Raw genomic sequence first — 16,325 nt, 5'->3', positions numbered from 1 at the left:
CGCTGATGAGCCGCGCCCCTTGGATCCGGAGACCTTTCGTGCCAGTCACCTCGCGCCGTGTCCGTTCAGCCCTTGCTCTCGCTTGCGCGACCACCGTGCTGGCCGGTTGTTCTCTCCTCGACGCGTCCGACGCACAGGGCCAGGAGATCACGGTCATGGCGAACCTCACCGACAAGACCTCGGTGGACACCGTCGTGGAGGCGTTCCACCGGCAGAACCCCGGCATCCGCGTCACCGTCACCTTCGCCGACACCAACACCTTGCAGAAGGAACTCCCCGGCAAGCTCCGGGAGGGCGAGGGGCCGGACGTTTTCACCGTCTGGCCCGGCAGCGGCAACCCGGCCTCCGCCACGGCTCTCGAACGCGACAACGTGCTGGAAGAACTCACCCTGCGCCGCTTCAACCGCACGATGCCGGAAGGCGTCAGACCCGTGGTCGGCGTCCTCGGCAGCACCCACATCGTCCCCATGAGCTTCAGCGCGATCGGCGCCATCTACTCCGAGCGCACCCTGCACGAGATAGGCGGCTCAGCCCCCACCACCTGGACCGAACTGCTCGAACTCTGCGCCACCGCCCGAAAACACGGCAAGGTGCTGTTCGCCCTCGGCAACGCCACCCCATGGGTGACCCAACTCGTCGACTACGCCCTGGTCGCGACGACCGTATACGCCGAACACCCAGACTTCGATCAGCAGATGACCTTGAACAGGCAGACGTTCGCCGCATCCGGATGGCGGACCGCCCTGGAAAAGTACCTGGAGATGAACGACCGCGGCTGCTTCAGCCCCAAGCCACTCGACACCACCTATGAGGACTCCCTGGATCAGGTGACGGACGGCCGGGCGGTGGGCGTCATCCAGGTCGCCAGTGCGCTGTCGGCCCTCCGTACCGCCGAGCCCGGCTTGAAGCTGCGCATGTCCGCGCTCCCCGCGACCGACGATCCGAAGGACACCAGGATGCCCGGCGCCGTGTCGGCCGCCTACGGGCTCAACGCGAACAGCGCGCATCGCGAAGCCGCGCTGCAGTTTATCGACTTCCTGGGATCCAGAGAGGGGCAGAACCTGTACAACAGCTCGGGCGCCACCCTGCCGGCCCTCCCCAATCCATCCTTCGCGGTCGACCCCGCCATCGAAGAGGTCGCCCGACGCCAGATGGCCGGGGCCACGGTTCCGTTCATGGACCAGCGCTGGCCCAACTCGAACGTACAACAGACCCACTTCGCCCAGATCCGCGCACTCTTCGCTGGCACCACAGACGTCGGCGACGCGCTGACCGCCCTGGACCACGCCTACCGCAAAGGCCGCTGAAACCGCGCGGACGAGAACCGGCCGGTGTCATGGGCGGCTGGGTTCTCCCATTCAGCCATTCAGTTCGCCGTGCCGCGTCCGCTTTCCGCACCATCTTCGCCGAGTGGTCAGCCGAGTCGGCCAATTTCCGGAGTGCACGGTTGCTGACTCCTCCGGGACCGATGTTGACAGTTTGCTAACCGTCGGCGGTCCGGAACGCCGCTGACCTGCACTGATGCACGCAGGGTTCGCTATGTTCTGGAACTGGATCGGCCGGTCGCAGGAGGAGATCGCGCAGGCGCGGCGGGACTGGATGGAAGGGTCACGATTCGGCGAGGTGAAGGGGTACGACGGGGATCCCCTCCCGGCTCCCGAGCTGCCGGTGACGCCGCTGAGACCGCGCGGAAGGGTCCGTTGACCTGCGCGAGTGCTACGCCGTGCGCCTCACGCGCACGCTACGCGTCGTCGGTGCGGGATCGCCGAGCGGCGCGGCGGCGCAGGCGCATCGGCAGGACGTACCAGCACAGGCCGAACCACAGCATGACCGTGCCGACGAGTACTTCGGCGAGGACACCGGGGACCACGAATCGGAGGAGCAGCAGAAGCGTGCAGCCGATGGTCAGGGCGAGGAGGACCATGCCGCACATCATCAGGCGGCCGGCTGCCTCCACGACCTCGTCCTTCATCCGCTGGCCGGACAGGAAGCGGTGGATGGAGACGGGCGCTATGAGCGAGGCGGTGGCCGCCGCGCCGAGCACCACGGTGGTCACGTAGATGCCGCGGTCCAGCGTCTCCAGTTCCCTGAACGTCGGGGTGAAGGCGACGCTCAGCAGGAATCCGAAGAGGATCTGCACGCCCGTCTGGGTGACCCGGGTCTCCTGAAGTATCTCGTTCCAGCGGCGGTTGACCCGTTCACGCGGTGTCTCCGGTGCTTCGGCACCGGGTCGCGAGCCGCGCCTGCCCGTGTGTCCGCAGCAGGTGGTGTCCTCCCTCGCCGACTCGGCCGGCTGCTCCGTCATCGTCATGGCATCCTCCACATCCCAGGACGACCGTTTGCCCCGGTCGGACGGTTCTACGCAGGTCCGCTCGCACCGTTGGGCTAGTGCTTGTCCTCCGGCCGGGCCGTACGGGCCATCAAACGTCACCTCGGCACTGCGCTGATCACCTGCCCGGGCCGACAGTCCGCCGCGGACCGGTGAGTCGGCGGGGCCGCGGGTCGAACGTCTCGGTCTCGGCTTCGGCGCCGCCCTCGCGGCCTGCTTGGCACAACGGCTGTTCGCCCGGAACAGCGCAGTGGACTTCGCCCCGTGCCCGAGGGAGAGACTCCTGATCTCCGGGCCAGGGCACGCGTGAAGGTGAATGGCCCGTCCAGACCGGTACGGTGTCTCGGCGGCGCGCCCGTCGCACACCGCGGGCCCGTTCCCGCCGCCGCGTCCCGACAGGGTAATGAACTTGGTTGGGCGATACGAGCGTTGCCGCGCCTACGATGGCGTGCCGTCGATCTGCTCGAGCAGTGTCCGGGCTTCGACGGTGCGGCGGTGGTCCGGGCCGAAGGACGCCAGGCAGGCATCGTGAGCGGCCGCTGCCTGGCGACGGGCCTCGGGAACGCGGCGCAGTCCCAACAAGGCCGTGGCAAAGGCCAGCTCGACGGCGCCCTTGTCCGGATGGCGCTGGTGGTCGGGCAGAGCACGGTACAGCTTGTCGGCGCCCTGCGCCTCGGTGAGGGCCTGGTCGTGGCGGGCTTGGCCGTTGAGGCTGCGAGCCAGGCCGAGTCGCAGGACCAGGGACGTCCGGTCACGTGCGCGATGAGCGGCCAGGGCCTCGCGGGCGAATGCCTCGGCCTCCTGATGGCGCCCCTGCGCGTTGAGGGCGAAGACCAGCCCGTTGCGGGCGGCCGCTGCCAGCAGTGACATCTCCGGGCCGGTACCGCGGGACGCGGCCTCGGCGACGGCCGCGCATTCCGCCTCGCACTCGGCATACCGACCGAGCGAGATCATCTGCTGGGCGCGGTCCGAGCGCAGCTTCAGGGTCAGCCAGTGACCGGCTCCGAATATCCTGCTGAACGCGGGCAGCGCCTCGTCGTAGGTGGCCAGTGCCTCGGCGTGGCGGCCTTGGGCGCCCGTCGCGAGCGCGGCGATGTTCAGCGCCACGGCCGCGTACTCGTCGTCGCGTGGCCGCGATCGGGCCACGGCACGGGCTTCGGCCTCCGCCTCGGCGTAACGCCCGGCTTCGTACAAGGCCTTGGCCTCGGCCACAGGCGTTCCCGTCATTCGTTCGGCATCGCTTCGGCCGCGCGGCCGGAAAAATCTCATGACCGGGAGCATACGGATGCCGCGCAGGCTGCCCGGCGAGGCCCGCAGCCGCCTGAAGCCGGTCACGCCCGCGTCTCCGCCGGCTCGCGGTGATTCGCGGTCCGGCCGACCGGCTTGAGCGTGAGGACGAACACCGTGACGGTCGCTGTGAGGAAGAGCAGCTGCATGACGGTGCGCGGGACGAGCTCGTCGTACCAGGGCAGCGGCCTTCCTGAGAGGGCGAGCTCGACGTTGGCGGGGAACAACGCGATGAGCAGCAGCGTGAGTCCCGCCGCGGCGGGCATGGCGAGGCGGCGGTGCAGCATGGCGGCCGCGCCGGCGAGTTCGAGGACGCCGGTCACGGTGACGACCAGGCCCGCGTACGGCAGCCAATTGGGCACCATCGCGACGAGTTCGGCCCGCATGCCGACGAAGTGCGCGATGCCCGTGAGGGCGAACATCGCCGCGACGCCCGCGCGGAGCGCGATCTCGAGTTCCAGGGTCCGGCGCAACCAGAGCCGGTGCACGGTCAGGACGGTGACGGTCACGCCGATGAGTGCGATGAGAGGTTCCACGCGGTCAACCTGCGGGATGCCGTCGAAGCGGTCCATCCACAGGCCGTCTCGCGGAGGAACGCGACGATACGATCGCTGAGTATGGCGGATTCAGTCATCCTCGACGAGGGCGACCGGCGGGTGCTGCACGCGCTGCAGCTGGACGGGCGGGCGTCGTTCACGCGGATCGCGGCGGTGCTCGGGATGCCCGAGCGGGCGGTCGCACGCCGCTACCACCGGCTCCGCGCCCGCATGGCACTGCGCGTCGTCGGCGTCACCCGCCCAGACCCGCGCGGGCAGGAGGACTGGTTCCTCCGCGTCGCAGGGAAGAGCGAGTCGGTCGACGCCGTCGCCCGCACGCTCGCCGGCCGCGGCGACACCTCGTGGATCGCCTCGTTCGCGGGCGACGGCGGGCTCGGCGGAATCCTCCGTACGCCCGTGTCGGCCCGCGACCGTGGCGACACGCTCGAGAGGTTCCGCCGCAGCGCGGGCGCCGTGAGCGTGGCGGCGCAGCGGCTGCTCGTGCCGGTCGCCGGTGTCGGCGGATGGCCCGGCCGGCTCCAGTCGCTCACCGCGGCCGAACGCGAAGCGCTCACGCCGGCCGTGAGGAACGCGAACGCGGACTCCGTCGTCATGGGCGGGCCGTGCGATGACGACGCCGGTCGTCTCCTCGGCCTCCTCGCCGTCGACGGGCGCATGAGCGTCGCCCGCCTGGCCCGCGCCTGCGGCATCCCCGAGTCGACCGTCCGCCGTCGCATAGCCGAGCTCGTCGGCGGCGGGACCCTGATGTTCGAGGTCGAGGTCGACTCGCGGCTCTACGGCCGGCACCTCGACGTGATCTGCCGGCTCGACGTGCACCCCGCCGCGCTCGGCGATGTCGCGAGCGCCCTCGGCTCGCACCCCGAGGTCGCGTTCGCCGCGACGACCACCGGCGTCACCAACATCCTCGCGTTCCTCGAACTCGCCGACGGCGCCCACCTGCACCGGTACCTCACCGAGCGCATCGGCGCGCTCCCCGGCGTGCACCGCGCCGAGACCGAGATCGTCGCGCAGTGGATCAAGCGGGCGGGACCGCTCGTCGCGCTCCCCGCCTGAACGCGGCTTGCTTTCAAGCGCGCTCGAACCTTTAGCGTCAACGCCATGACCACGACGAACGAGACGAAGACCTGGATCATCACGGGCGCGAGCTCGGGCCTCGGCCTGGCGCTCGCCGAGGCGGCACTCGAAGCCGGCGAGCAGGTGATCGGGACCGCGCGACGGGCCGACCGGTTCGACGGGCTGAAGGCGCGGTACGGGGACCGGCTCCTCGCCGTCGAGCACGATGTGCGCGACACGGAGGGCGCGGCCACGGTCGTGCAGCGGGCGCTGGACGTGTTCGGGCGGGTCGACGTGCTCGTCAACAATGCGGGCGCCGGACAGGTCGGCGCCGCCGAAGAGATCACGGACGCCGCGCTGCGGTCCATGCTCGAACAGCACCTGTTCGGCCCGGCCGCCTACGTACGTGCCGTGCTGCCCCACCTGCGGGAGCGTCGCTCCGGCGCGATCGTGCAGATGAGCAGCCAGGGCGGGCGGATGTCCTTTCCCGCCGTCGGCAGCTACTCGGCCGGAAAGTTCGCGCTCGAGGGCTGGTCGGAGGCACTGGCGGGCGAGGTCGCGCCGTTCGGCATCCGCGTCCTCATCGCCGAGCCGAGTCGTTTCCGCACCGCGTTCAACGCCGCCGACGTCCTCAACACAGCGCGGCAGAGCACGACCTACGACGAGGTCATCGGTGCCGTCCGCGCGAACATGGCGGAGGCTGACGGCATCCAGGAGGGCGACCCGGCGCGCGCCGCCCGGGTGATCCGCGACATGCTCGACACACCCGACGCGCCGCTCCGGCTCCCGCTCGGCGCCGAGGCGGTCCGCAATCTCACCCGCGTCTACCGCGCCGCGCTCGACGACGTCGAGAAGTGGGCGTCGGTGAGCGAGTCCGCGGACTTCCCGGGCCTGCCGCCCGCGGTGCGCGCGTTCTGAGCGCCGTACGCTGAACCCATGGCCACTGAAGCGCTGATCGAACGCATCCTCGCCGCCGGTGACGGGCCGTCCTCGTCGGCGATCGACGCGCTGCACGAGCTGCTCGACGACGCCACCGTCGAGGCCTCGACGAAGCCCAAGAGCGTCGCCGAGGCCGCCCGGCTGGTCGGCCTGTCGACGCACACCCTGCGGTACTACGAGCAGGAAGGCCTCGTACGGCCCGCCCGCAACGCCTCCGGCTACCGCGAGTACTCCCAACTCGACCTGCGCCGCCTCCTCTTCCTCACCAGGATGCGCCTGTCCGGCATGACCATGACCGACCTCAAGCGCTACATCTCGCTCGTCGAACAGGGCCCGAGCACCATCCCGGAACGCCGCCGCATCATGCTCGACCAACGCGACCGGATCACACGGCAGATCCGTGAACTCGGCCTGGCGCTGGAGACGACCGAGTACAAGATCCGCGTCTACGACGGGCACCCGGAAGGCTGACGCACGCCCGCCGGCCGACTGGCAGGTGGTCCGGTGCCGTCGTCCTCAGTAGATGACGACGGACGCCCCGCAAAGTCCGCGTCCGTCGGCTGCGGCCTGCCGCCACATCCGCAACGGGCCGTCCAGAACGCTCTCTTCGTCGTCGCCGTAGTCCAGCCAGTCCTGGTCCTCGGCCGCGGCGCGCTCCTCCGGAGTGAAGGTCAGGGCACGCTCGACGGCGGGCAGTGTCCGGCGTACCTCGGCGGAGGTGAGCAGGAAGTTGCCGCACCAACCGGGCAGGAGGGCGGCCCGGTCGGGGCCGATGGCGTGGAAGAACGACCGCAGGGCGAACTCCTTGCTCTGGACCGAGAGGAAGATCTCCTCCACGCCGTCCACGAGGTCCCACACATCCGTGAGCAGGGAGAAGTCGTCCTCGGGGTGCAGACCGTCGTACATCTTCTGCACGTGCTCCCCGGAGGCGGTCAGCTCGTGGAAGGAGCCCAGCGCGTCCGCCTCGCCGCGGTCGGACCGGCCGAAGGACCTCCACCAGGTCCGGAAGTCCGGCAGCGGCTCCCGCCGCCAGCGCTCCCAACGCTCCCGCGCGAACGGCTCACCGCGCTCCGCGGCGATCAGCGGGAGCAGCCGCGGCGCCAGAGTGCCGATGAAGGCGTCGTCGTGAGCGCTGATGGACCAGGCCGAGGTGATACCCATGCCTGGACCCTACGAGGCGCCGCTGACAACGGCCCTGCGACGACAAGGCCGTTACCGGTCCCTCCGTACGGAGAACTCGTTGCCGTCGGGATCCAGCATCAGCGCCTGGCCGCCGTCGCCCTCGCCGGTGTCGGTGAGCGTCGCGCCGAGGGAGACGAGGCGGTCGACCTCCGCTTCCCGATCGGCGTCGGCGGGGAGTGCCAGTTCGAAGAAGAGTCTGTTCGTGCCCGTCTTCGGGGCCACCGGGGGGCCGCCCCACGTGATCTTCGTACCTCCGCTCGGTGATTGGATCGCGGTCTCCTGGTCCTGGTCCCAGACCAGCGGCCACCGCAGCGCCTTGCTCCAGAAGTAGCCGACCTCCTGCGTACCGTCGCAGGCCAGCGCTCCGATGACGCCGGTGTCGGCGAGGAACTTGTTGCCGGCCGCGATGACGCAGAACTCGTTGCCGTCCGGGTCGGCGAGCACCACGTGTCCCTCTTCGGGGAGTTGGCCCACGTCGATGTGCTTCCCGCCGAGTTCCAGCGCCCTGGCCACCGTCTGCCGCTGGTCCTCCGGGGAGGTGCTCGTCAGATCGAAGTGCGCCCGGTTCCGGCCGGTCTTCGGCTCCTGGCTCGGCAGGAAACGGATGCGGAAACCGGTGGCAGGGGGCAGGACCGCGACGTCACCTTCCGGACCGTCGGCCAACTCCCAGCGCAGCACCCCGGACCAGAACCGCGCCAGGTCCGACGGCCGGGTCGCGTTGAAGCAGATTGCGAAAAGTCGACTGGTCATACCCCGTGCGTCTCCGATCCACTGACGACCGATACGGTGCGCGCCCTCCCCGCGAGCGCAGGGTAGGGCCGGCGGTGGGGCACCCGCATCCGAGTTTCCGTCGCACGCCGTGTGCACCCCGTGGAGTGATCCGCCTCACATGCTGTCACAGCGATCAACCGCGCGGTGTCTTGGTGCAGAACCCTTTCAAGCGGCGGAGGAGACAACATGACCGAGAAGTTCGACGTGGTCGTGATCGGCGGCGGATACGCGGGTGTCATGGCGGCCAATCGTCTGACGCAGCGCGACGACGTGACGGTGACGCTGATCAACCCGCGCCCGGCCTTCGTCCCGCGCCTCCGGCTGCATCAGCTGGTGGGCGGGACGCACGACGCGGTCGTCGAGTACCGGGAGATCCTCGCCGAGAGCGTCCGGCTGGTCGTCGACACCGTGACCCGGATCGACGCCGCCGAGCGGGCGGTGACGCCGGCGAGCGGTGGCACGGTCGGCTACGACCACCTGATCTACGCGGCGGGCAGTGGCAGCGCCGACCCGGGCATTCCCGGGGCGGCCGAGTTCGCCCACCCGGTCGCCACGCTGGAGGCCGCGCAGCGGCTGCGGTCGGTGCTCGACGCCGCGCCCGCGTCGGCCGCGGTGACGGTCGTCGGCGGCGGTCCGACGGGCATCGAGACGGCGGCCGAACTGGCGGAGCGGGGCCGCCGGGTGACCCTGGTCTGCGGAGGCGTGCTCGGCCCGTACCTGCACCCTCGGGCCCGGCGCACGGCCGCCAAGCGGCTCGCCCGGCTCGGGGTGACCGTGCTCGACGGCGCCGGCACCAAGGTCACGGCGGTGACGCGGCACGCCGTGCACCTGGACGCGGGCCGCGAGCTGCCGAGCGACGTCACCGTGTGGACCGCCGGGTTCGGTGTGCCGGACCTGGCCGCGCGCAGTGGGCTGAGCACCGACACGGTCGGCCGCCTGCTCACGGACGAGACCCTGACCAGCGTCGACGACGAGCGCATCGTCGCCGCCGGGGACTCGGCGGCACCGTCGGACCTGCCGTTCCGGATGAGCGCCTACGCCGCGGGGTGCCTGGGCGCACACGCCGCCGACACCGTGCTCCACCGCATCGCGGGTGAGCGACCCACGCCCATCGACTTGTCGTTCCCCGCCATGTGCGTCAGCCTGGGGCGCCGCGCCGCCGTCTTCCAGCTCGCACGCAAGGACGACACCGCGATGCGGCTCTACGTCGGCGGCGGTGCCGGTGCGAAGCTCAAGGAGCTCTCCTGCCGGTTCAGCGTCAAGCATCTGGTGAACGAGGCGCGCAAGCCCGGTTCGCACACCTGGCCCAAGGGCGGCCACCGGCAGCGACTGCTGCGGGCCGAGCGCGGCGAGGCACCGGCCACCGCGGCACAGTCGGCCTGAGCCAGGCATCCGAGGGAGAGGCACCGAGAGATGACCGACGACACCGGCACCACCGACCTGGCGACCGAGGCGTTCCTCGCCCACCGCAATCTGCTCTTCACCGTCGCCTACGAGATGCTCGGATCGGCGGCCGACGCCGAGGACGTCCTCCAGGAGACCTGGCTGCGCTGGGTCAAGGTGGACCTGGGACAGGTGAGCGACCAACGGGCCTACCTGGTGCGGATCACGACCAGACAGGCGCTCAACCGGCTGCGCACCATGAAACGCCGCAGGGAGGCGTACGTCGGCCAGTGGCTGCCCGAACCGCTGCTCACCGCACCGGACGTGGCCGAGGACGTCGAACTCGCCGAGAGCATGTCGATGGCGATGATGCTCGTCCTGGAAAGTCTCTCCCCGACCGAGCGGGCGGTGTTCGTGCTGCGCGAGGTCTTCCAGGTCGACTACGACGAGATCGCCGCGGCGGTCGGCAAGAGCGCCGACGCCGTCCGCCAGATCGCGCACCGCGCCCGCCGCCACGTCGACGCCCGCCGCCCCCGCAGGACCGTGTCCCCGAGCGAGATCCGGGTGGCCCTGGAATCGTTCCGGCGCGCGATCGAGACGCGGGACCCGCAGGACCTGCTCGACGTGCTCGCTCCCGACGTCGTCCTGGTCAGCGACGGCGGGGGAGTGAAGCGGGCCGCGGTGCGTCCGGTCGTCGGCGCCGAGAAGGTGGCCCGCTTCTACCTCGGCGGCTCCGCCAAGCACGACGCCACGATCGCCTGCGAGCCCACCGTGGTCAACGGCGGCCCGGCCCTCGCCGTCCACGTGAACGGCGAGTTCGACGGCGTCATGGCCGTCCGTGTCGAGGACGCCCGCATCACCGGCCTGTACTACGTCCGCAACCCCGAGAAGCTGACCCGCATCACCTCCGAGACCCCGCTCACCCTGCGCTGACCAACGAGGGGGAACCACACCATGACCAGACGCACGACGGCCGCCCACGGAGGCCTCACTTTCCTCAGGACCGCCATAGTCCTGCAGACCCTGACCCTCTTCTTCCAGGCGGTCACCGCCGGCATGCTGCTGAACTCGTCCCACGGCTACCGGATGCACGACGTCGGATCGAAGGTGATGTACGCGGCCGCCATGCTGTACCTGCTCGCCACGATCCTGGCCTGGCGGCCCGGCGGCGGCAGCCCTCGCCCCGTCCTGTACGCCACCGGCTTCCTCGCCCTCGCCTCGGTCCAGGTCGTACTGGGCGTCGCGCACGTGCCGTCGCTCCATGTCCCCCTGGGCGTCCTGCTGTTCGGCCTCAGCGTCCTCGCACTCGGCCGGCTGCTGACCACCCGACCGCAGGTACGGTCGGGCGCCCCGTCCTAGCCGCCCCCGCCTCCGCCCTCGGTGCCAAGGTCCCCTGGGCCGGGTCGCGAGCCGGTGTGCTTGAGTTGGGCCCCGCGACTCAGGACGGGAACCGAATGAAGGGAACGTGGCTGCCGTGCACGTGCTGATCCTCGGCGGCACCACCGAGGCCCGGCGCCTCGCCGAGCTGCTGGCGGCCGAGCGGTTGCCGGGGCTGCGGGTGACGAACTCGCTGGCGGGGCGGGTGGCCGCGCCCCGGCTGCCGCCCGGCGAGGTCCGCGTCGGCGGCTTCGGTGGAGCCGACGGTCTCGCCGCCTGGCTGCGCGCGCACACGGTGGACGCGCTCGTCGACGCCACCCACCCGTTCGCCGGCACGATCAGCCTCAACGCGGCACGGGCCGCAGCCACCGCGCACGTACCCCTGCTCGCGCTGCGGCGCCCCGGCTGGGTCCCGGTCGAGGGGGACGTCTGGCACGAGGTGGGCTCCCTGGAGGAGGCCGCGGCGGTGCTGCCCGCCCTCGGCCGCCGGGTCTTCCTCACCACCGGCCGGATGGGCCTGGCCGCCTTCGCCGGCCTGGACGACCTGTGGTTCCTCGTGCGGTCCGTGGACGCGCCGGAGGCACCGCACCCGGCGTGCATGGAGGTGCTGCTGGACCGCGGCCCGTTCAGCCTCGCCGGGGAGCGGCAGGTGCTGTCCGGGCACCGGATCGACGTCGTCGTCACCAAGGACAGCGGGGGAGCGGCCACCGCGCCGAAACTGACGGCCGCCCGTGAGGCGGGGCTGCCCATGGTTGTCGTACGCAGGCCGCCGGTGCCCGACGGGGTGCCCGTCGCGGCCGGTCCCGCGCAGGCGGTCCGCTGGATCCGGGAGCTACACGAACGGTCCGCGTACCAGGGTGGCGGCTGAGACGATGCCTTGATCGGCCGGGCGTCAGGTCCTCGGTGGCCTGGGCCACGGCGTGGTAGGAGCAGTCCTCGTCGACTCGCCACGCACGAATCCGAGCGGCCAGGAACGCCGCGGAGGAGCCGGCCACCTGATCACGTCCCCGCCCGCACCGCGCGGGCGGACCGCTCACTCCGCCTCGCTCGCGAGCGCGTTGACGGCCGCGGCGGCGATGGCGCTGCCTCCGCGGCGGCCGCGGACGACCAGGCGTTCGAGGTCGGAGGGGTGGTCGGCCAGGGCGTCCTTGGACTCGGCCGCGCCGACGAAGCCGACCGGCGCGCCGATGACGGCGGCCGGACGGGGCGCGCCCTCCTCGATCATCTCCAGGAGACGGAAGAGCGCGGTGGGCGCGTTGCCGATGGCGACCACGGCCCCCTCCAGCCGGTCGCGCCACAGCTCCAGCGCGGCGGCGCTGCGCGTGGTGCCGAGCTTCGCCGCCAGCTCCGGTACGGCCGGGTCGGAGAGGGTGCACAGCACGTCGTTGCCGGCGGGCAGCCGCTTGCGGGTCACGCCGCTGGCCACCATCTGCACGTCGCAGAAGACGGGCGCCCCCGCGCGCAGGGCCTCGCGGGCGCGGGCCACCACGCCGGGCGTGTAGGAGATGTCCCGGACGAGGTCCACCATGCCGCAGGCGTGGATCATCCGGACCGCGACCTGGCTGACGTCGGCGGGCAGGGCCGTGAGGTCGGCCTCCGCGCGGATGGTGGCGAAGGACTGGCGGTAGATGGCCGCGCCGTCCTTCTCGTAGTCGTACGTGGTCACGGTGTTCTTCCCGCCGCTCTCGGTCGTTGTACGGCGGCGAGCATACCGACGATCACACCGGACGCGGAGTCCTAGGACCATCGCCTGATCAACAATCCCCGCATCTGCTGCTAGCGTGCAACTGCACATCACTTGCAATAACGTTCGTCGGAGGATGTTGGACATGGCGGTGTACACGCTCCCGGAGCTTCCCTACGACTACGCCGCGCTGGCGCCCGTGATCAGCCCCGAGATCATCGAGCTGCACCACGACAAGCACCACGCGGCCTACGTCAAGGGCGCCAACGACACGCTGGAGCAGCTCGCGGAGGCACGGGACAAGGAGTCGTGGGGGTCGATCAACGGCCTGGAGAAGAACCTGGCCTTCCACCTCTCCGGGCACATCCTGCATTCGATCTACTGGCACAACATGACCGGCGACGGCGGCGGTGAGCCGCTGGAGAAGGACGGCGTCGGCGAGCTGGCGGACGCCATCGCGGAGTCCTTCGGCTCGTTCGCCCACTTCAAGGCGCAGCTGTCGAAGGCCTCCGCCACGACCCAGGGTTCCGGCTGGGGCGTCCTCGCCTACGAGCCGCTCAGCGGCCGGCTGATCGTCGAGCAGGTCTACGACCACCAGGGCAACGTCGGCCAGGGCTCCACGCCGATCCTGGTCTTCGACGCCTGGGAGCACGCCTTCTACCTGCAGTACAAGAACCAGAAGGTGGACTTCATCGAGGCCATGTGGCGGGTCGTCAACTGGCAGGACGTGGCCAGGCGCTACGCCGCCGCCAAGGAGCGAGGCGACAGCCTGTTGCTCGCCCCGTGACCCGGCAGGGTCTCCCCGCGTCCTGCTCGTGATCGTCTTCTCACCCTTCACGGCAGGCGGCACGGCGAAGGGCTCCCGCGGCGAACGGGCCGGCGGGAGCCCTTCCGCCGTCATGGACCGCCCCGCCGTCACGGGCCGACCCGCCCCGACGGCGTGGCCGTCCGGCTCCTCCGCATGCGGGGGCGGAGGACTCGTTCAAAGCTGGGGGTATGGACGTGGCCGGAGCAGGTCTGGCCGCTGTGTACCTGGTCGACGCCGAGGCGGAGGAGCTGCGGATCGTCCACACCGCCGGCGGCCTGGGAGGCTTCGCGCTGCCCGAGATCCTGCCGCTCTCCGCGGATTCCCCGCTCGCCGAGGCCGTCTCCATCACGGCCGAGATCAACGCGTCCTCCCACCACGCGAGCGGCCTGCCACTGCCGAAGGGCGCGGGCCCGATCCATGGTCCAACGTGAGGCGTCAGCCGGCGGGCAGCGCGACGCCCGTCTCCTCGGCCAGCGTCCGCAGGAGGCGGTCCTGGAACTCCTCGTCGTGGACGGAGCGGTGCGGCTGTGAACGCTCGCGGTGGTACCAGTATCCGCCGGTGGTCAGGGCGTCGGGTTCGTCGCTCGACGCCAGCCACTCCTGGGTCTGATGGCCGAGCTCCAGATCGTCCGGTGCGTTCGGTCCGCCCATCTTCGTCGGCACCCAGCCCGGGTCCACGGCATTGCTCAGCACTCCGGGGCGCAGGCGGGCCACCGCGGCCGCGAGCGTCGTGACGAACAGCTTGCTGTCCGCGTACGAGCCCGCGGTCCTACCCTGCCAGTCGACCCCGGCGAGCGACGGGCGCCCGCTGAAATGCGAGCCGCTGCTCAGGTACACCAGTCGGCGCGGTCCGCGGACCAGGGCCGTGAGCAGGTACGGGGCGATGACGTTGACCGGCATGACCGCCGGTCCGCTCCACACGCCGGCGTTGTGGACGACGGCGTCGAGCGGCGCGCCGGCGTTCAGCTCCGCCGCGATACGCCGTACGGCGTCACGGTCCGTGAAGTCGCCCACGACGATGTCCGCCCCGCGGTCGACCAGCGAGCGCAGTCCCGCCGCGCGCTCCTCGCTCCGGGCGTGCACCACGACCTCGTGTCCCGCGGACAGCAGCGCGTCCGCCGCGGCCCGTCCGAGGCCGTCCGCGGAACCGGTGACCATGATCCGACTCAAGGCGAGTCTCCTTCCGTTCGTGGGCGCACGATGCAGTATCCCCGCGCTACAGGCTGCGGGCGGTGATGTCGCCGTGTGCGGTGGTCGCGTGGATGGTCAGGTCGGCGGTGCCGTCGGTGTTCTTCAGGGCGTTGCTGACGCGGCCGTAGCCGGTGCCGGCGTCCAGGGAGGCCGAGACTCCGGCGGCGGCGCCGACCGAGATCTCACCCTGCTGGGTGCGCAGGGTGAGCGTGCCGCGGACGGCCTCGGCGATCCGGATGTCCCCCCGCTGGGTGCTGATCTCCGCGGAGCCGCCCAGGCGGCCGACCGAGATGTCACCGTCGAGGGTGGTGAGGCGGGCGCCGGCGGCCTCGTCGAGCCGGACCGTGCCGTGCGCGGTTTCGAGGGTGACGTCGCCGAGCTGTCCGACGCCGCGGAACTCGGCTCCGGCCGCCTTCGCCTCGACGCGGGAGCCGGCGGGCAGCTGGACCGTCACCTCTATGGCTCCGGAAGCGCCGAGGATCTGGTTCTTCGCCGGGGTCTCTATCCGCAGGACACCGTCGGCGTAGGTGACCGTGGTCTGCTCCGCCGCCTTCACGTCGCGGCTCTTGGAGGTGTCCGCGGGCAGGACCTCGACGGTGGTGTCGGCCCGGTCGGCGGCGACGAGCCGGACCCGGCCCGCGGGGATGTCGAGGATCGCGGAGATCGGGGCGAGGGTGTCGAACTTCTGCATGGTGCTCTCCTGACTGCTCGTTCGTTTCCGCGGTTGTTTCTGACATTGGAAACGCTACGTTGCGTTCAAAGATTGGGCAACATGCTCGTTGCGAAGTTTCAGTGTCAGTGCAGGTGAACGGCAAGAATTCGTTGCAATGACTCTATGGCTAACGCAACGTCAACTGTTCCGTCCGTTGCAATGAAAGAAACTGAACGCTACGCTGGACGCGTCAGGGAAGCACGAAGGGAGATCGCGATGCCGGGAGGCAGGCTCACTCAGCAGGAACGTCAGCAGATCGCGCTGGGACTCGGCGACGGGCTCGCCTACGCGGAGATCGCCAGGCGTCTCGACCGGCCCACCTCGACGATCACGCGCGAGGTGATGCGCAACGGCGGCCCCACCGCCTACCGCGCCGACCTGGCCCACCGTGCCACCGAACGCCGCGCCCACCGGCGCAGGCAGGCCGTGCCCCGGGGGGCCGAGGCGCCCGCGCAGGCACACGGGCGCGACGCCGAGGCCGTACGCGAGTACGAGGAGACGTTCACCACCCTCCTCATGGCGCAGGGTCTGCCCAAGATGATGGCCCGGGTGCTGACCTGTCTCTACACCACCGACGAGGGCAGCCTCACCGCGTCCGAACTCGTCCAGCGCCTCCAGGTCAGCCCGGCGTCCGTCTCCAAGGCGATCGCGTTCCTGGAGAGTCAGGGCCTCGTCGCCCGGCGGCGTGACGAAGGCCGTCGTGAGCGCTATGTCGCCGACGACGACGTCTGGTACCAGTCGATGATGGCCAGCGCCCGCGGCACCGCCCAGCTCGCCGAGACCGCGCGGCAGGGCGTCGGCGTCCTCGGCCCCGGTACCCCGGCCGCCGTGCGCCTGGAGAACATCTCCCGCTTCGTCGACTTCGTCTCGGAGAGCATCGCCCGCGCCGCGGACCAGGCCCGCGACGTCCTCCACACCAAACCCGGGACGCCCTCGGACAGTTCCGACTGAGCCCGGCTCGGATCGCGGCCGTCGCCCGACGTCACGCCGCCACCCCACGTCACATCGACGCGCACAAGCGGATGCGCTCGTACCGCTAGTGCCGTTGATCA

Annotated in this window: 19 protein-coding genes and 1 pseudogene; 12 read left to right on the top strand and 8 right to left on the bottom strand. The window is 71.0% G+C overall.

The features are described from left to right. Positions 1–155 precede the first annotated feature (155 nt). Together AMK31_RS09900 and AMK31_RS09895 are read left to right on the top strand one after the other, a co-directional pair. Positions 156–1,307 (top strand): ABC transporter substrate-binding protein, encoded by a 1,152-nt coding sequence (locus tag AMK31_RS09900; protein WP_158074531.1) that lies wholly within the window; start codon positions 156–158, stop codon positions 1,305–1,307. Between the two features lie 232 nt (positions 1,308–1,539). Then, a pseudogene (locus AMK31_RS09895) lies at positions 1,540–1,704 on the top strand (pirin family protein); the annotation flags it as partial. Positions 1,705–1,741: 37 nt separating this feature from the next. On the opposite strand, the gene AMK31_RS09890 reads toward AMK31_RS09895, so the two are convergent. The 3 genes from AMK31_RS09890 to AMK31_RS09880 form a co-directional block, all read right to left on the bottom strand. After that, positions 1,742–2,311, bottom strand: coding sequence for a DUF6328 family protein (locus AMK31_RS09890; protein WP_073940013.1), 570 nt, complete (start codon positions 2,309–2,311; stop codon positions 1,742–1,744). A gap of 456 nt (positions 2,312–2,767) precedes the next feature. Next, on the bottom strand, positions 2,768–3,664 hold the full coding sequence (locus AMK31_RS09885) for a tetratricopeptide repeat protein (RefSeq protein ID WP_338013034.1): 897 nt from the start codon (positions 3,662–3,664) through the stop codon (positions 2,768–2,770). Then, the gene (locus AMK31_RS09880) at positions 3,661–4,152 is read right to left on the bottom strand and encodes a DoxX family protein (RefSeq protein WP_079186796.1); all 492 of its coding nucleotides are present in this window, start codon (positions 4,150–4,152) and stop codon (positions 3,661–3,663) included. Before AMK31_RS09880 ends, AMK31_RS09885 begins: the two co-directional genes overlap by 4 nt. An 81-nt stretch (positions 4,153–4,233) precedes the next feature. Between AMK31_RS09880 and AMK31_RS09875 the strand changes: the two genes are divergently transcribed. The 3 genes from AMK31_RS09875 to AMK31_RS09865 are packed head-to-tail and all read left to right on the top strand — an operon-like array spanning position 4,234 to position 6,636. Beyond that, positions 4,234–5,226: an Lrp/AsnC family transcriptional regulator gene (locus AMK31_RS09875; RefSeq protein WP_073940011.1), complete on the top strand. Its 993-nt coding sequence runs from the start codon at positions 4,234–4,236 to the stop codon at positions 5,224–5,226. Positions 5,227–5,271: 45 nt separating this feature from the next. Further along, a complete protein-coding gene (locus AMK31_RS09870) occupies positions 5,272–6,144 on the top strand; it encodes an SDR family NAD(P)-dependent oxidoreductase (protein ID WP_073940010.1) in 873 nt (290 codons plus the stop codon). A gap of 18 nt (positions 6,145–6,162) precedes the next feature. After that, a complete protein-coding gene (locus AMK31_RS09865; protein WP_073940009.1) occupies positions 6,163–6,636 on the top strand; it encodes a MerR family transcriptional regulator in 474 nt (157 codons plus the stop codon). Between the two features lie 45 nt (positions 6,637–6,681). Here AMK31_RS09865 and AMK31_RS09860 read toward each other — a convergent pair whose 3' ends face one another. After that, a complete protein-coding gene (locus AMK31_RS09860; protein WP_073940008.1) occupies positions 6,682–7,326 on the bottom strand; it encodes a hypothetical protein in 645 nt (214 codons plus the stop codon). 51 nt (positions 7,327–7,377) lie between these two features. Beyond that, positions 7,378–8,097: a VOC family protein gene (locus AMK31_RS09855; protein ID WP_073940007.1), complete on the bottom strand. Its 720-nt coding sequence runs from the start codon at positions 8,095–8,097 to the stop codon at positions 7,378–7,380. Between the two features lie 207 nt (positions 8,098–8,304). Between AMK31_RS09855 and AMK31_RS09850 the strand changes: the two genes are divergently transcribed. The 4 genes from AMK31_RS09850 to AMK31_RS09835 all read left to right on the top strand — a co-directional run bounded on the left by AMK31_RS09850 (position 8,305) and on the right by AMK31_RS09835 (position 11,746). Further along, positions 8,305–9,501, top strand: coding sequence for an NAD(P)/FAD-dependent oxidoreductase (locus AMK31_RS09850; protein WP_073940006.1), 1,197 nt, complete (start codon positions 8,305–8,307; stop codon positions 9,499–9,501). Between the two features lie 30 nt (positions 9,502–9,531). Next, entirely contained in the window at positions 9,532–10,434 is a 903-nt protein-coding gene (locus AMK31_RS09845) for an RNA polymerase sigma-70 factor (RefSeq protein WP_073940005.1), read from the top strand. 21 nt (positions 10,435–10,455) lie between these two features. Next, positions 10,456–10,860, top strand: a complete 405-nt coding sequence (locus AMK31_RS09840; protein WP_073940004.1) for a hypothetical protein — start codon at positions 10,456–10,458, stop codon at positions 10,858–10,860. 115 nt (positions 10,861–10,975) lie between these two features. Continuing rightward, the gene (locus AMK31_RS09835; protein ID WP_073940144.1) at positions 10,976–11,746 is read left to right on the top strand and encodes a cobalt-precorrin-6A reductase; all 771 of its coding nucleotides are present in this window, start codon (positions 10,976–10,978) and stop codon (positions 11,744–11,746) included. A gap of 165 nt (positions 11,747–11,911) precedes the next feature. On the opposite strand, the gene AMK31_RS09830 is transcribed toward AMK31_RS09835, so the two are convergent. Next, positions 11,912–12,544, bottom strand: a complete 633-nt coding sequence (locus AMK31_RS09830; RefSeq protein WP_073940003.1) for a precorrin-8X methylmutase — start codon at positions 12,542–12,544, stop codon at positions 11,912–11,914. Positions 12,545–12,707: 163 nt separating this feature from the next. Here AMK31_RS09830 and AMK31_RS09825 point away from each other — a divergent pair, with 163 nt between their 5' ends. After that, on the top strand, positions 12,708–13,349 hold the full coding sequence (locus AMK31_RS09825; RefSeq protein ID WP_073940002.1) for a superoxide dismutase: 642 nt from the start codon (positions 12,708–12,710) through the stop codon (positions 13,347–13,349). Positions 13,350–13,564: 215 nt separating this feature from the next. Next, positions 13,565–13,801 (top strand): hypothetical protein, encoded by a 237-nt coding sequence (locus AMK31_RS09820; protein ID WP_158074530.1) that lies wholly within the window; start codon positions 13,565–13,567, stop codon positions 13,799–13,801. Between the two features lie 4 nt (positions 13,802–13,805). Here AMK31_RS09820 and AMK31_RS09815 read toward each other — a convergent pair whose 3' ends face one another. Together AMK31_RS09815 and AMK31_RS09810 are read right to left on the bottom strand one after the other, a co-directional pair. Continuing rightward, positions 13,806–14,540, bottom strand: a complete 735-nt coding sequence (locus tag AMK31_RS09815) for an SDR family NAD(P)-dependent oxidoreductase (protein WP_073940000.1) — start codon at positions 14,538–14,540, stop codon at positions 13,806–13,808. A gap of 46 nt (positions 14,541–14,586) precedes the next feature. Beyond that, positions 14,587–15,252 carry a DUF4097 family beta strand repeat-containing protein gene (locus AMK31_RS09810; RefSeq protein WP_073939999.1) on the bottom strand — a complete coding sequence of 222 codons (666 nt, stop codon included), beginning with the start codon at positions 15,250–15,252 and terminating at the stop codon, positions 14,587–14,589. Positions 15,253–15,489: 237 nt separating this feature from the next. Between AMK31_RS09810 and AMK31_RS09805 the strand changes: the two genes are divergently transcribed. Further along, a complete protein-coding gene (locus tag AMK31_RS09805; RefSeq protein ID WP_073939998.1) occupies positions 15,490–16,224 on the top strand; it encodes a GbsR/MarR family transcriptional regulator in 735 nt (244 codons plus the stop codon). Positions 16,225–16,325 lie beyond the last annotated feature (101 nt).

Source organism: Streptomyces sp. TSRI0107 (assembly GCF_001905845.1).
GTDB lineage: Bacteria > Actinomycetota > Actinomycetes > Streptomycetales > Streptomycetaceae > Streptomyces.
Note: the sequence above shows the minus strand (reverse complement) of the source record. Positions and strands in the feature narration are given on the sequence as shown.

What these genes read in the sequence shown, in the direction of transcription:
- AMK31_RS09850 (WP_073940006.1), top strand. Translation starts at nt 8,305, where the DNA reads ATGACCGAGAAGTTCGACGTGGTCGTGATCGGCGGCGGATACGCGGGT.
- AMK31_RS09875 (WP_073940011.1), top strand. Translation starts at nt 4,234, where the DNA reads ATGGCGGATTCAGTCATCCTCGACGAGGGCGACCGGCGGGTGCTGCAC.
- AMK31_RS09865 (WP_073940009.1), top strand. Translation starts at nt 6,163, where the DNA reads ATGGCCACTGAAGCGCTGATCGAACGCATCCTCGCCGCCGGTGACGGG.
- AMK31_RS09840 (WP_073940004.1), top strand. Translation starts at nt 10,456, where the DNA reads ATGACCAGACGCACGACGGCCGCCCACGGAGGCCTCACTTTCCTCAGG.
- AMK31_RS09860 (WP_073940008.1), bottom strand. Translation starts at nt 7,326, where the DNA reads ATGGGTATCACCTCGGCCTGGTCCATCAGCGCTCACGACGACGCCTTC.
- AMK31_RS09805 (WP_073939998.1), top strand. Translation starts at nt 15,490, where the DNA reads ATGCCGGGAGGCAGGCTCACTCAGCAGGAACGTCAGCAGATCGCGCTG.
- AMK31_RS09810 (WP_073939999.1), bottom strand. Translation starts at nt 15,252, where the DNA reads ATGCAGAAGTTCGACACCCTCGCCCCGATCTCCGCGATCCTCGACATC.
- AMK31_RS09855 (WP_073940007.1), bottom strand. Translation starts at nt 8,097, where the DNA reads ATGACCAGTCGACTTTTCGCAATCTGCTTCAACGCGACCCGGCCGTCG.
- AMK31_RS09825 (WP_073940002.1), top strand. Translation starts at nt 12,708, where the DNA reads ATGGCGGTGTACACGCTCCCGGAGCTTCCCTACGACTACGCCGCGCTG.
- AMK31_RS09845 (WP_073940005.1), top strand. Translation starts at nt 9,532, where the DNA reads ATGACCGACGACACCGGCACCACCGACCTGGCGACCGAGGCGTTCCTC.
- AMK31_RS09890 (WP_073940013.1), bottom strand. Translation starts at nt 2,311, where the DNA reads ATGACGATGACGGAGCAGCCGGCCGAGTCGGCGAGGGAGGACACCACC.
- AMK31_RS09900 (WP_158074531.1), top strand. Translation starts at nt 156, where the DNA reads ATGGCGAACCTCACCGACAAGACCTCGGTGGACACCGTCGTGGAGGCG.
- AMK31_RS09870 (WP_073940010.1), top strand. Translation starts at nt 5,272, where the DNA reads ATGACCACGACGAACGAGACGAAGACCTGGATCATCACGGGCGCGAGC.